Raw genomic sequence first — 13,569 nt, forward strand, 5'->3', positions numbered from 1 at the left:
GCGCGTATCTCTATTTTTATTATTTTTATTAGATGTGAAATAACATTTTAATAAAGATCGTTATTTCATAACTACTTACTTATATTATAAAAGTTGTTGTTTAGTTGTGATAGTTTTGTTTTTTAACTATGTTAATTTTTAGTAAAGATTTTGGTGTTCACGTATACCAGGTAAAGATTCCCAGGGATAAGCGTGGAAACGGGGAATAAAAAATTAAGAATTTCCGTTTTCTGGATTTTCTATCTTGTGATCTATGGTTTCAGAAGAACTTTTCCGGTTAGGAGAAAGGAAACCTAGAGATGGAGAGGGTGGAGGGGAGAGACTTTCTTCTGAGATTATGGATTTTTTACTTTCTTGAGATTGTAAAGATCTTAAAGAAAATAGTTCTCTATGGATATTGAGTAGGGTAGCACTAGATCCTACGGCCCCGCAAATACCAATCATAAAGAAAACGACTTCTGGAGCTATCATGACTAAACCAAAAACAGCACCAATAATAATAGCTGAAACTAGAAGACTGATAAACCATGCTGCCACATAGGAAAGAACATGACTGCAGCTTCTTGTGGAAATTCCTTTAATTATACACGTAACAGGGATTAATCCCAAAGCCGAGAACGTGGCTAATGGGAAGGTAATAATTTTAATTGTCCCAAGAATGATTGAGGCTATTACCTCAATGGTCATCGCTATCTTAGGATATTGCTGTGCTTTATTTTGACAGCGGCGTGCAATAACCCTTTCAGGGAACGTACAATCGAAATAAATCTGTGAGCTTTTTTTACAAACTTCACGGCAATTCATTTTAACCTTAAAAATGAACTTAATACATTTACATTAGAATGCAAAAATTTTAGATAGTTGTAAAATTTAGTACAATCGAAATTCTAATTAGAATTAATTATTTATATTAAAATCATATAATAATTTTTTTATTCTTATTTTAGAAAGAAAGTATAGCGGACCCGCCAAAGAAAGCTGAGGATTTAAAAGGATAATTTGTCACATTATTATTATGACTATCCGCTAATGAAATATCACTACCTATTGACCATCCATAAAATAACTTAATAAAACTGCCTGGCCAGGGGCAAAGTTTAACATTACCTTCGATTTCACGTCCTTGATATTCGAAAATACCTTCAGAAGAAGCGAGATCATTAGTATGAAGTTTCTTTCTTAATCGTGTTAGACGGTAGGCAGCTCCAAAATCACACACAGAGGTGCATTTATACTCTACGGAGAAGTTTACGGGATAAATACAGTTAATTGTGAGTTTGTCATTAGGTTTATAGGTAGCACCTAATAAAGGCCAAGCCTTTTCTTGATGCAATCCTGTTTCATTGATTACACCAAAAATTACAGAAAGTTGTTGTGTAGCTTGATATTTTCCAGAGAGTACTGCTTGATATAGTCCGTAACCCGCTTCAATATTTTCTGGATCGATAAGACTGGAAAGAACAGCGGACCATTGCCAATTTTTTAAGGATAATGTGTAGGCACCTGCAGATAATAGGATATAGCTATAATAGGACTTATCTTGGAAGGTATAGTATCCTAAAGAATTTGGATCTCCAGCTACTGGTTGAGTATTATCCCAAAGGATCTTCGCTCCTACATAACCGGTAGAAAATAGTATTCCTGATTGTGAGGTTAAGGGGATTGTGCAAAGAAAAGTCGCATCAAATTGGCGATAACCAAGAGATTGGTTGGGTAATTTTTTAAAGTCAGCGTTTTCTACCTGTAGATACTGTGTTTGCAAAGAAAAAGGACGCGGCTTGGGACAAGCATCACGGGCTTCTTTATCGACGCCACAGGCATCGTGAACAATATAGATGGGGGTGGAGAGTAGATGACCAGCAAGAGTCATCACATGAAATAATAACTTCAACATATCTCTATTTACAGCTTTCGTAGGAAATATCCCTCAGAGTGCTTTGTTAAAGAGGAGAGATACCATCCTGTTTTTCGGAAACGAGTCCTTAGCTATTTTAATCTATCTTAATAAAAATTAGACTATACTTTCATAGGATAGATTACTACTTATTTTCACAGGAGTTACTGATGAGTGCGTTTTTTATTTCAATAGCGATTGCTGTTCTTTCCACACTATGTTTTTAGAGGATTGTAGAGTCACAAATTTCATCAAACGTTTTAAAATGTGTCTTACAAACAAGAGATAAAACATCTCTTCCATGTGTTTTTAGGATAGATTTTCCAGCAGTTTTTACATGTGCTGAGGCGCCTTTTGGGAGTTTGATAGAAAAGCGTTGTTCTAATTTTGTCATGGTAGTGACAAAAGCTTCTCGAGCTAATATAGACGCAGCAGCAACAATGATATCTTGTTCTGCGCGTACTTTCTGAATTACCGAGATATCGGTATTTTTCTTTTTTAAGGCGTTGAGTAAAACGCTTTCTGAAGAGGCAAATTGATCGGAAATAGCAAATACCTCTCCCGAGGGATGTGGAGCGAGCTTATCAATAATTGTGGCGTGTGCCCAGGCTAAAAGAATGTTTAGATTATGGAATTTTCCATAAAGTTGATTATATTTTTCAGGATAAAGAATCATGACATCGTAGCTACAGCATGCACGAACAGTTTTTGCTAATGATAAGATTTGTGTATCATTGAGCATTTTTGAATCTTGGATTTTTGTTTTATAGAGATTTTTCAGAGTATCTTCATCACGAGCATAAACTCCCGCAATGCAGAGGGGACCGAAAAAATCTCCTTTTCCTGATTCATCCACACCTATACGAGGACGAAGATCTTCTTCTATACGGTTATGGGTAAAGGTTAGTAAGATTTCAGGTTCTAGGAAGAATTCAATGAATTCTTGAGATCCCTTTCCCTGTACGACAAGTTTGCCAGAAGTGTAGAGAGTACAACTTACTGATGGAGAACGTGCTTGAAAAATTGTATATTGCGGTTGTGTTAAAGCAAAGCCTTTCTCTTCAAGACGATCTTTTAATAGGCCGTGCAAAGAAGGAGATAGTTGGGTAACAAACGGTGTAGACATAAAAAAAAGTGTCGAATTATCTTGGCATGCTAAGGATGGAAATCTCTATCCTTATTGTTTTACTAGGCATATTTATTGTTATGCTATACATAGCATAAGGATATATAGTGTATATGCGGATTTCGAAGTACAAATTAAACGTTAATCCTGTATATTCCTGCAAGTGGGCAGGATCTTAAAACAAGGGAGAGTTTCTCATTTTCCATAAAATGAGATTAGAAAATCTCTAATGAGATCTAGAGGTTTTCATTTAAGGTACCTGCAGAGGAATCTCTATGGCGGAACAAATTCATAAAGAACTTTTACATTTAGGAGAGGTATTTCGCACGAAACGTGAAGAACAATCCTTGTCCTTAAAAGATGTGGAAGCAGCAACATCTATACGTTATTCATGCTTAGAAGCTATAGAAAATGGCTATTTAGGCAAACTCATTTCTCCAATTTATGCTCAGGGATTTATAAAGAAATACGCAGCTTATTTAGGATTAGATAGTGAGCGTATTCTTCAAGACCATCCGTATGTTATGAAAATCTTCAAAGAATTTTCAGAACATAATATGGAGATGCTTTTAGATTTAGAATCTATGGGAGGAAGAAACTCTCCAGAAAAAGCTATCCGTAGTTGGTCAAATCTTTGGTGGGCAGGACTGATTGTAGTCGGCGGTATTGTAATTTGGTGGTTGGGATCCCTACTCTCTATTTTCTAAAATGATATTGAGAAATCTCACTGTAAAATAAAAAGAGGCAAAATTTTGCCTCTTTTATTTATCTCTTTTAATCTGCTTTAAACTCTTTATCCAAGGATGCCAACTAGGCCATTTACTTTTCCAGAAAGGTTAAGTAACTCATCCTGATTCTCCTTGGAGAACCAATCTTCATCAGGACCTTGATCATTTCCCGTATTTGATGAGGAACTACTTGATTGCTGTTGACCATCAACCTCTGTATCGTCATATGGATTGTTGGGGTCCCCTGGTACAAATAGATGATCATTATGATCTTTTTGTTCTCGTAAGAACGTGGAGAGTCTTTGTAAGTCAGCATACGTTATACCAGGAGCCTTTTTATTTTTATCTGTAGGGCCGTATCCTAATGATAGAAGAGAAAGAAGAATCAATTTCAATAGTTTCTCAGAGGTAATTGTAAGACCATAGCCTGTATCTCCTTCTTCAAAGCATGATGCTCCTTGAGTTAGCCAATAGAAGGTATTTTTCAATATCCCTAGTGCCTTTTCCCCTTCTTTTCCACCTAGAGGAAATTTCTCACCACTATCTAATTGTACAACGCCAAGATAATTTAATTGCTGACGGAGTTTTTTCCAGTCTAACTGCTTAGTGTAGTGTATCTTTGAACCCCCTGCAGCTCCTTTAGGATCATCTTTAGAGTCTTCGTTATTATCATAGACAATCCAAACAGACGGAGGTGTATGACGTATTCCTCTCACGACATCACCATAACCGCGTTTTGTCATGAGAGTGTCGTTGTCATTTATTTTGGGGAGCTTATTAGGATCATTAGCTGTGTCGAATAACTCTTGTTGCAGACCACCCATTAAGAGCTTTTTTAAATCCTCTTTTATCGCAGAACATGTCTTATCGAAATCATCTTTTTGATCCTGATTTAAAGTTTTTCCTTCGGACATAAGAGAGGGGAAATCTATTCCGCCATGCTGCATACCCATACCTAAGACAATAGAGCCATGCTTTGCTTTCATATCCGATAGGAATTTTGAAAGATCTTGATTTGCGTTTTGAGAATCACTGGGATTTATAATGCAAGTGCATAAACATTGGAAGCAATGCGATAGCCAATTCGGACAGTGCTGATCACACCAAGGCCCACAATGCTCCTTACAATATCCAGCACCACGTTGTGTGCTAGCGGCATTTAACACAGCAGCTGTTAACTGTCCCGCTTCTTGAATTTTACCAAGTAAGCCGCTACCATCACCAAGCTTAATCTCTAAAGATGCTTTCCCCCTAGGCTGTGTAGTTATAGGATTTTGTAGTGGTTGGGTTTCGTTCTGACCAGGATTATGACCTTCTTCTATAGTAAATTTACAACCACACCCAATGGGACAGCACATAGCTCTTCTCCGAAATTATAGCAAAAGACAGGGCATAAGATGTTAATGGCCTGTATTTTGTGATTAAAAAAATACAGCATAATCTCAAAATGCGACTTTTTTTAGCTAGGAGTTTTTTCGATAAGGTATTGAAAATCTGTGAGATGAGTAATAGGGCTGTAAAGATAAATAAAAGGACAAGAGTTGCGTGAAAATTCGTGTATTTTCACGTAGTCAAGATTGTTGAATATCTGTATAAGTTGAAAGGCTTGTTGGATCGAAGAGGCGGAGGAAGCCGCCTCTAAATCGTGTGTTGATAATTATCTTAAAAATAGACTTGAAGTCATAGCTGTGATGTTTTTAGCCATTTTAAGTAGGGCTTCTTGAGATTTAGGATCTGCAGGATCCCAAAGCTCAACACCATTGCTAACTCCAGGTGCTACTCCGTCAACACACGATGCTCCAGCACTGTTATCAGCACATGCAGGTATCCGTCCATTGAGGATAGTTCTTTGTCCATATACGGGTAGCGTAGAATGCATTCCGGCATGTACTCGTACTTCAGTTCCTAAAGAACGCTTATCAAGCAGCGGTGATTTAGGAGTGATGCGAGTTTTTACGCGTAATTCTTTGCTTGTGTTTTGTAATTGTTCTAAGCATGAAGGCTGTTCTTGTTGTGCGCCTAAAGGAACAAATCCTAAAGATAATAAGGAAAGAAGAAGTAAAATACGGTATTTTGACTCTTCGAGGGTTAATCCAAATCCTGGAGAATCAAAAGTACTTTTTGCCTCATCTACATACTTACTTAAAGTGAAAATCAAGACATTTATAACTGCTCGAGATTGAAATCCTAAGAAACTACTCTCTTTAGAATCTAAATCTAAAACTTCTAATTGACTGAGTTGTTGTTGTAATCTTTGAATGCTTAAAGTATATCCTGATCTTTGCTCGCTAGAAGCACTGTCAGTATTCTCAGAAGGATAAAGAACTAGGCATGTAGGAAGAGAGGGGATAGGTGCATTTTTAACAGACTCTGCTAAGGATTTTCTTACATTCTCTAATTCTGTAGAACCTGTTGAAGGGAGAAGATGCGAATTATTAGCTATTTTAAATAGTTCGTTTTGAGAACCACCTTTTAAACATCTTCCTAACTGCTCTTTTGCTTCTTTACATTTCTGAGAGAATTGGTATTTTTGCTCTGAAGAGAAAGTAAGACCTTCTGCTAACAGTTTAGAGACATCCCAAGGACCATTTTTCATTGCGATACCAACGCAAATAGGACCGTACTCATCTCTTTGATTCTGGATAAACTCAGATAAATCATCGTATTTATCATCAGAGCCTACTCGGTCCTCTGGGGTGATCAAACAAGTACAAAGACAATCAAATAAGCAAAGGAAAGGACTGCAGCAATTCTTTTCACAGCAAGGTCTGCAAGAATCTTGACAGAATTGGCCTGTACGTTGAACTCTCGCAGAATTTAAAGCATCTGAAACGAGATCTCCAGCAGCTCGAATAGTATCTAATAATGATGGATCACCAATTTTCAAATTAAATTCCGAAGAGGATCCGGGTTGTTGTGAAATTCCGTTTAAAGAAATGGTTTCTTCTTGTCCGGCATCTTGAGAGGAACGCCAGCTTGCACTAATTCCAGGGCAGCACATAATTTACTCCATAAATAACAATGTTGTTTACTAAGAATCTTCATACTGTTGATGATTCTTAACTTTGCTAAATGGCTTTATGCACTTTTAAAGTTGTTTTAAAGAGGGTTTATAAGAATCGGTACTCCTATAAGTAGGGAACATATTGCTAAGTTTGGAGAAAATTTTTAAGAAACCAAAGCGTGGATAAGCCTCATTTTTAGTGCTAAAAAGCATTTAAGCGGGCACATGTTATTCAAAAAATTATTTTAAGTCTATAAAATTTTTTTGAATTAAGTGGCTCTCTTATTTAATAAGAAAACCACTCAAACAAGTTTTTAAGAAGACATTCTATATTCCTTCATTAAATCTTCGCATGGCAGAAAATACTTTATCCAAAGCACTGGAGCTATCAATAAGCCCTCTTTGCTGAGCAATACCTCCGTCATCATCATCGTCCCCATCATCGCCATCTATCATTTGTTTTAACCAATCGTCTTCCGGGTCGTGATCTCCTGTAGGAGTGCGTATGCTACCTTGACGGAGAAGTTCGTGTCTTTTTGGAAGTTTTGTCGGTTGTTGTACTATAGGACCGCCAGCAGCGCCTGCTGGATCCATTGTTGCCATATCAACGGTGTCTTCATTGCTTCCTCGTTGTGATTGATTGTAAATGCGTAATGATTTTCTATATATTTTTACGCAATCATCGTCATCATCATCATAATTCACTGTAGTTTTTCCATCTTTATCCACAGGAACGTAGCCACAGCAAAGCAAAATCATCATGAAGAGTTTAACGAATCGATTTATATCATAGCAGACACAGCCACCACTTTGTACGATAGGAGAATGTTCCCCAGCAATTAAACAGAGGAAAATCTTGAATATTGTAGTTACTAAATGAGCCTCTTTAGCCCCTAATGTACCTATAGCTCCAGTCTGTAGTGATAATACTTCTAGACTAGAGAGTAATTTTGTCATTTTCTTTTGTTTATACTTTGTTCCTGTAGCGTGGTCGTAGGTCATGTTTGTATTTGCTGAAGCAAATAGGGAAGGCCCCTGTAGACTGAATCGTGGTTGTGCTGATGTAGGTGAAGATGCATCAGTTTTCTCTGATGGCTCTAGAACCCAGCAGGTTGGGGGATTAGGTTTAAACGAAGGATCTTTCCAAGCTTTATCTCCCATAATTTTAAGTAAAGTGGGTAAGACATTTTCTAATTCTTTATCTCCAGGTATTTCAATAGAGGTTGTGTAAAAGCGCTCTTGAGAAAGATAATTGAAACTTCCTGCGAGTCTCTCTTTAGCTTTTTTACATTCCTCTTCAAGCTGACTTTCTTGTTGTGTTGATAAGTAAATTCCTTGTTTTGACATTGTAAGGACATCCCAGCCTAGATGTTGTAATGACATAGCTAGACATAGAGGACCATACTTACTATCCATATCCTTGATAATCTCTGGGATATTGGTGTCCATATCTACTTCTATAACGCAGCAGGCTTTAAAGCAGGCGCAAAACCAACTTCCAAAACATCCACAACGATTAATACACGGATCGTTACAATGATCGTAACAAACCTTACAACCTTTTTGTACTTGAGGATTGTTAATAATACTTTGCGTTGTCGCCACTATAGTTTGAATTTGTTGTGCATGTCCCTCTACTCCTCCGGTTGCTCCGTCTTCATTATTAGTGGGTGGTTGATTTCCTAAAGTAATTTTTACTTCTGTTTTTGTTTTGCTTTGTTTTTGTGTAGCTCCAGACTGTGTAGTAACCAATGGGGATTGATTACTCGTAGAAGATGCATTATCTTCACCGGAGTCATCAGTTTCAGTTGTTCTTTGAAAACTGCAGGAAAAACCAGGTAAATTTGGAAAACCAGGAAAGCACATACTCATACCTCTTTTAAAGTCATTTAAAGCTGTGCATTCATAATGTATTTCTAACGCATCTCTGGATGAGTTTTAAAGACATAGGAAAAACAGCTAAAACTGTCTTTTGAATTTACAACTAAAAACGAACCTTTCTGTTTTTTTAAGCGCTCGTTAGGAAAGAACTCTTAGGAATTTTTTCACTCCTATAAAGCCCTTGTTTCTTACCTTCAGCGCTTTAAGTGGGAAGCATTATTATCAAATAATTTTTTTAAAATCTATCTTTTTCAAAAAAATACTTTACACTTGAATTGAGGGGATGGAAATAGCGGAGATTGGGTTTTAGAGGGAATTTTTTGAACGAATAAAATATTTCTTGTTGATTTTATTTAAAAAAATTCCTATTACTTTCACCCTTGTTATAATCAGGACGTAATAAATCATGATAAGATTGCTGAAATATCTCCCTAAGATTTCAATGGTTGCGACTGTAATCTTAGGTGTGTTGACTACGGCTGAAGCTGGAAAGAAAAAGCACGTGCCGATAACAATGGCGTATTCTTTTGATGATATTTTCGTACATTTAGAGAAAAGTAGCGAAGAGACGTTATTTTGCATTAACGTAGATAGTATAATTCAACATAAGTATATAGGTTCTCCAGGTTGGTATCAAAATAGATTAACTAAGCTATCCAAACGGTATGGAGATTTTTTTAAGGCAAAAAAGCAGGCTAATGAAGAGCAGGTTATTATAGACACGCTCACAAGTAAAGAATGTTTGGAAGCGAATATTGTGGATCAGTTTTCTCGTATACTTTCTGAGTGTCGATGTTCTGTGTTAGGAATTTCTTCATTAGGAATTGAAGGTGTTTCTTCAACATTAAAAAGTCTTAAAGATTGTGAATTGGAAATACGCTCTAAAGCATTTCCTACGGAGGATTTTTTCTTAGAAACAGGGATAAAATGTAGTACCTCTGCTTTAGTGCAAGAGGGGATTTTATTTTGTGGTACTTCAGAGCTTTCAGAAGCAATGAAACAACTATTTATTTATGAAAATAAAATGCCAAAGAGCATTGTATTTTTAAGTGATAATCCCGAAGAAATCAAAGCCTTAGGAAGAGAATGCTTAAGTTGCGGGATCACATTTTTTGGTATAGTATATTACCCTGCTGCAGAAACTTTATTTTCTTATGTATATCCGTATTCAGCAGCTGTAGAGATTCAAGAGGAACAAGCATTGGCTGTTATCTCCGATACTACTGCACAATTATCTCTAGATTCTCTTCATCAAAAGAGTTAACATTATTTATCTGAAACAAGCCTTTAGTATCCTCTCTGTCCCCCTGAGAGGATGCTTGGGGCCCTTTTTTTATCTAACACAGTTAAATAAATTCGATAGGTAGCTTTATATAAAAAGATATTTCCTCCTAAAGAGATGCTCCGTACAATAAGATAATTTTTTTTCTTCGAGAGCGTTGCTATGAAGGTAATATTTTTTATCACGTTTTTCTTTTCAGTATTTTCCTTAGAAGCAAGTATTATCAAAGTTTCTGATGTGCAAGCTGTCAATAAATATGCAAAAAAAGGTTCGTTAGTTTTGCTAGCATTAGATGAAACCATCGTATTTCCTGAACAAATGTTAGGAACAACAGCATGGTTTCAAGAACGTCTGGAAAATTTAAAAAAAGAAGAATCGGATCTTGATCCTATTGAACAAGCTTTTTGTGAAAGGATTGCCATATCTTTTGCTGTAGATTATGAGCTCATTCATCCCGAAGTTCCTAAAGCTATAGCCGCACTAGCATTATCTGAAGCTTGGGTATTGGGTGTTTCCCAATTGCCTATACCTATGGCCAACCATTTTCTTAGATCTGCCGTTGCTTTAGGATTAGGATTTTCTTCATGTCCGCAAATCCGTGGTGACGGATGGATGCAACATCTAAAAACATTTGGAAAGCCTCAACACGCCATGTTTATAGAAGATCAAGTACTTTTTACAGGAAGTCTTATTAACGGGATTACCATGGAGGAGGTTCTTTCTACCCTATTTGCAACTTTAGAAATCCTGCCCCAGCAAGTGATCTATTTAGATGCAAATAAAGACAATCTAATCTCTGCAGAGGCAGCTTGTAAACAAGCTAACATCTATTTCATAGGTATGCACTACAGCCCAGCTGTAAAACGTATAAAAAGATACAAATCAGATATTGCTAATTTACAATGGTTACAATTGCATAACCAACTTTCTGGTAAGTATTTTCAATCTTTACTTACCTATGTAATTGGTCCTGAAGGTCAAGGATAGAATTTTAAGAAATTAGGGAAAAGATTCTTGAGACAAGGTCTAAAGACTTTTCCCTAATTTTTAATCATTTAGAAAAGATAGGAAACGGAAGAGAAGGGATTCGAACCCCCGGTTCCTGTAAGAGAACTTCTGATTTCGAATCAGATGCATTCGACCACTCTGCCACTCTTCCGTGAATGTATTAGTGTAGGCATTCCTCGCTAGGAAATCAAGCTCAACCATAATTTTCTCCATACCTCCTAAGGTACTAAAAACAAGATGATACGATTCTCTTGCTACACTTTTGTACTTCTACCTCTTAAAACAGATGCTCAAGGCAGTTTATTGAAAATAAAAGAGATGAGAAATTCTTTTGTTTATATGGTGAATGTTAAATAAAATTAATTAGAATTATAAGTTTATAGGTGAGCAGGTTAATAAAAACAAACAGATAAAATAATATTAAAAGTACATTTTTTGATCTAAAATGAATTATAGACTTTTGGTTTTTTTATTTTATCATGTCGCAGCCGCTATATACAAACAGACTTATTAGTGAAAAATCTCCGTATTTGCTTCTCTACGCTCATACGCCGGTAAATTGGTATCCATGGGGTAGCGAGGCTTTTGATCTTGCTACAGAACAAGATAAGCCAATTTTCCTTTCTATTGGTTGTGCACATTCTCGATGGTGTCAGGTGATGCTCCAGGAGAGCTTTGAAAATCCTGAAGTTGCTGCGATGCTCAATGAGCACTTCATTAGTATCAAAGTAGATAAGGAAGAGCTTCCTCATGTAGCAAATCTCTATTTTGATCTTGCGCAAATGCTTTCTATATCTGAGGAACATCAAAGTTCTCCTTCTTGGCCATTGAATGTGTTTTTAACTCCTGATTTATTGCCATTTTTCTCTGCGAATTATTTAGGAGCTGAGGTGAAATTAGGGGTGCCCTCGTTTTCACAAACGATAGAAAAGCTCAATTTGATGTGGCAGGATCCTGAAGAACGTGAGGTTCTTGTTCATCAAGCACATAAGATTCTTGAAATTGCTTCGTTTATAGAAAGATGCTCGAGAAAAGAGATGTTAGAAGAGGGAACTCTTCGTAAGACCGTAGAAGCTCTATATAAAGATGTAGACCCCCATTATGGAGGAGTCAAGGCATTTCCAAAAACTCCACCTGCCTTGTTAAGTCAGTTTCTTCTGCGCTACGGTGTGGAATATCAAGATAACAGAAGTTTATTCTTCGTGGATCGTTCTTTAGACATGATGGCTAAGGGAGGAATTTTTGATCATTTAGGTGGGGGATTTTACTGCTATACTATAGATGATAAATGGTTGATTCCCTGTTTTGAAAAACGTCTGATTGATAATGCTTTCTTAATACTCGATTATCTCGATGCTGGGGTATGTCTTAAAAAACCTGAGCATCTCTCTATTGCTAAACAGACACTACGTTATGTTCTGTCAGAGCTTTATAATCCTGAAGTTGGAGCTTTTTATACCTCAGAACATGGAGAACATTGGGGAGTTTCTGAAGGGAAATATGCTACATGGTCAGGAGAGGAAATACGCGAGGTGCTTGGAGAAAATGCTGAGCTATTTTGTGAATATTATGGAATTTCTCGAGAAGGATTTTGTAATGGAAGAAATATCTTACATATTCCTTCGTATATTGATATTGAAGAGATCGCAGATAAATATGGCTGTAGTGTCGAAGAATTTCATGAAATTATTGATAGACTAAAAGAAAAATTACGTCTCCGTAGAAATAGTAAAACACCTCCCTTTAAAGACGATCAATCACTGACATTTCAAAACGGTTGGATGGTGTATACCCTGGCATATGCAGGAAGGATCCTCGGAGACTCTTCCTACATAGATATAGCAAAGAAATGTGGGGAGTTTATCTGTAAGCATTTATATCAGCATTCTACCTTAATGCGTAGATGGCGCGATGGTGACGCCAAATACTCTGGAGGTTTGGAAGATTATGCAGGGGTGATTTTAGGAGCTCTGGCGCTCTATGAGACAGGCTGCGGCGCACAATGGTTGCTATTAGCTGAAGATCTTATGAAAGAGGTTATCTTATCGTTCCGTTCAGAAAGTGGGGGATTTTATACAACAGACGGAAGGGATTCCGCATTACTTTTAAAACAGGAAAATCTCTCCGATGGGGAGGCAATATCCGGAAACGCTCTTATTTGCCAAGCATTGATAAAATTGCATATGCTTACGGAAAAGAAGCACTATCTTACTTATGCTGAAGATATCTTACAAATTGCCCAAGCTCGATGGCACACACATAAATTTTCTTCTTTGGGAAATCTATTAGCAGCACAACTATATTTTTCACGTAACCATCAAAAAATTCTTATTTCTCTAGCTAACGATCATGATCGTGAAGCTATCCTATCTTGTTTTGCAGGATTGTTTCTCCCCCAGGTCTCTATCGTTTGGATGAATGCAAAAGACAGGGAATCTTTAGAGGAGGTTCTTCCTGAATATGAACACTGTCTAATTCCTAGGGAAGAACAAACCTCTACAGTCATTTGTCTTTTAGAATCAGGAATAGGAAGGAAATTTTCTAATATTGAAGAGTTTCGTATCTACCTAAATTCAAAATAACTCTTTGTATTTCATATATTTCGTATGAAGATTTTTCTCGAAGTGGTCAAAATTTGGTTAATTT

Annotated in this window: 10 protein-coding genes and 1 tRNA gene; 4 read left to right on the top strand and 7 right to left on the bottom strand. The window is 36.8% G+C overall.

Translation table 11 applies throughout. The features are described from left to right. Nucleotides 1–213: 213 nt before the first annotated feature. The 3 genes from O1W69_RS03610 to rnhC form a co-directional block, all read right to left on the bottom strand. Nucleotides 214–804, bottom strand: a complete 591-nt coding sequence (locus O1W69_RS03610; protein ID WP_375793201.1) for a DUF5422 family protein — start codon at nucleotides 802–804, stop codon at nucleotides 214–216. 139 nt (nucleotides 805–943) lie between these two features. Further along, nucleotides 944–1,894, bottom strand: coding sequence for a hypothetical protein (locus O1W69_RS03615; protein ID WP_375793202.1), 951 nt, complete (start codon nucleotides 1,892–1,894; stop codon nucleotides 944–946). 223 nt (nucleotides 1,895–2,117) lie between these two features. Then, nucleotides 2,118–3,020 (bottom strand): ribonuclease HIII, encoded by a 903-nt coding sequence (gene rnhC / locus O1W69_RS03620; protein ID WP_375793203.1) that lies wholly within the window; start codon nucleotides 3,018–3,020, stop codon nucleotides 2,118–2,120. 275 nt (nucleotides 3,021–3,295) lie between these two features. Between rnhC and O1W69_RS03625 the strand changes: the two genes are divergently transcribed. Continuing rightward, the gene (locus O1W69_RS03625) at nucleotides 3,296–3,727 is read left to right on the top strand and encodes a helix-turn-helix domain-containing protein (protein WP_375793204.1); all 432 of its coding nucleotides are present in this window, start codon (nucleotides 3,296–3,298) and stop codon (nucleotides 3,725–3,727) included. A gap of 86 nt (nucleotides 3,728–3,813) precedes the next feature. Here the strand turns inward: O1W69_RS03625 and O1W69_RS03630 are convergent, their stop codons facing one another. The 3 genes from O1W69_RS03630 to O1W69_RS03640 all read right to left on the bottom strand — a co-directional run bounded on the left by O1W69_RS03630 (nucleotide 3,814) and on the right by O1W69_RS03640 (nucleotide 8,618). Beyond that, nucleotides 3,814–5,106, bottom strand: coding sequence for a hypothetical protein (locus tag O1W69_RS03630; protein WP_375793205.1), 1,293 nt, complete (start codon nucleotides 5,104–5,106; stop codon nucleotides 3,814–3,816). A 299-nt stretch (nucleotides 5,107–5,405) separates the two neighbouring features. Continuing rightward, entirely contained in the window at nucleotides 5,406–6,749 is a 1,344-nt protein-coding gene (locus O1W69_RS03635) for a hypothetical protein (protein WP_375793206.1), read from the bottom strand. A gap of 330 nt (nucleotides 6,750–7,079) precedes the next feature. Next, complete coding sequence (locus tag O1W69_RS03640) at nucleotides 7,080–8,618, bottom strand: hypothetical protein (protein ID WP_375793207.1); 1,539 nt, start codon at nucleotides 8,616–8,618, stop codon at nucleotides 7,080–7,082. Nucleotides 8,619–9,039: 421 nt separating this feature from the next. On the opposite strand from O1W69_RS03640, the gene O1W69_RS03645 reads away from it, so the two are divergent. Both O1W69_RS03645 and O1W69_RS03650 read left to right on the top strand, forming a co-directional pair. Beyond that, the gene (locus O1W69_RS03645; protein WP_375793208.1) at nucleotides 9,040–9,897 is read left to right on the top strand and encodes a DUF2608 domain-containing protein; all 858 of its coding nucleotides are present in this window, start codon (nucleotides 9,040–9,042) and stop codon (nucleotides 9,895–9,897) included. A gap of 180 nt (nucleotides 9,898–10,077) precedes the next feature. After that, complete coding sequence (locus tag O1W69_RS03650; protein ID WP_375793209.1) at nucleotides 10,078–10,902, top strand: DUF2608 domain-containing protein; 825 nt, start codon at nucleotides 10,078–10,080, stop codon at nucleotides 10,900–10,902. A gap of 85 nt (nucleotides 10,903–10,987) precedes the next feature. Here O1W69_RS03650 and O1W69_RS03655 read toward each other — a convergent pair. Then, nucleotides 10,988–11,074, bottom strand: a tRNA-Ser gene (locus O1W69_RS03655). 328 nt (nucleotides 11,075–11,402) lie between these two features. On the opposite strand from O1W69_RS03655, the gene O1W69_RS03660 reads away from it, so the two are divergent. Continuing rightward, nucleotides 11,403–13,505 carry a thioredoxin domain-containing protein gene (locus O1W69_RS03660; RefSeq protein WP_375793210.1) on the top strand — a complete coding sequence of 701 codons (2,103 nt, stop codon included), beginning with the start codon at nucleotides 11,403–11,405 and terminating at the stop codon, nucleotides 13,503–13,505. Nucleotides 13,506–13,569: the final 64 nt, after the last annotated feature.

Source organism: Chlamydia sp. 12-01 (assembly GCF_042234205.1).
Lineage (GTDB): Bacteria > Chlamydiota > Chlamydiia > Chlamydiales > Chlamydiaceae > Chlamydia.

What these genes read in the sequence shown, in the direction of transcription:
- O1W69_RS03635 (WP_375793206.1), bottom strand. Translation starts at nt 6,749, where the DNA reads ATGTGCTGCCCTGGAATTAGTGCAAGCTGGCGTTCCTCTCAAGATGCC.
- O1W69_RS03645 (WP_375793208.1), top strand. Translation starts at nt 9,040, where the DNA reads ATGATAAGATTGCTGAAATATCTCCCTAAGATTTCAATGGTTGCGACT.
- O1W69_RS03615 (WP_375793202.1), bottom strand. Translation starts at nt 1,894, where the DNA reads ATGTTGAAGTTATTATTTCATGTGATGACTCTTGCTGGTCATCTACTC.
- O1W69_RS03610 (WP_375793201.1), bottom strand. Translation starts at nt 804, where the DNA reads ATGAATTGCCGTGAAGTTTGTAAAAAAAGCTCACAGATTTATTTCGAT.
- O1W69_RS03660 (WP_375793210.1), top strand. Translation starts at nt 11,403, where the DNA reads ATGTCGCAGCCGCTATATACAAACAGACTTATTAGTGAAAAATCTCCG.
- O1W69_RS03640 (WP_375793207.1), bottom strand. Translation starts at nt 8,618, where the DNA reads ATGTGCTTTCCTGGTTTTCCAAATTTACCTGGTTTTTCCTGCAGTTTT.
- rnhC (WP_375793203.1), bottom strand. Translation starts at nt 3,020, where the DNA reads ATGTCTACACCGTTTGTTACCCAACTATCTCCTTCTTTGCACGGCCTA.
- O1W69_RS03650 (WP_375793209.1), top strand. Translation starts at nt 10,078, where the DNA reads ATGAAGGTAATATTTTTTATCACGTTTTTCTTTTCAGTATTTTCCTTA.
- O1W69_RS03625 (WP_375793204.1), top strand. Translation starts at nt 3,296, where the DNA reads ATGGCGGAACAAATTCATAAAGAACTTTTACATTTAGGAGAGGTATTT.
- O1W69_RS03630 (WP_375793205.1), bottom strand. Translation starts at nt 5,106, where the DNA reads ATGTGCTGTCCCATTGGGTGTGGTTGTAAATTTACTATAGAAGAAGGT.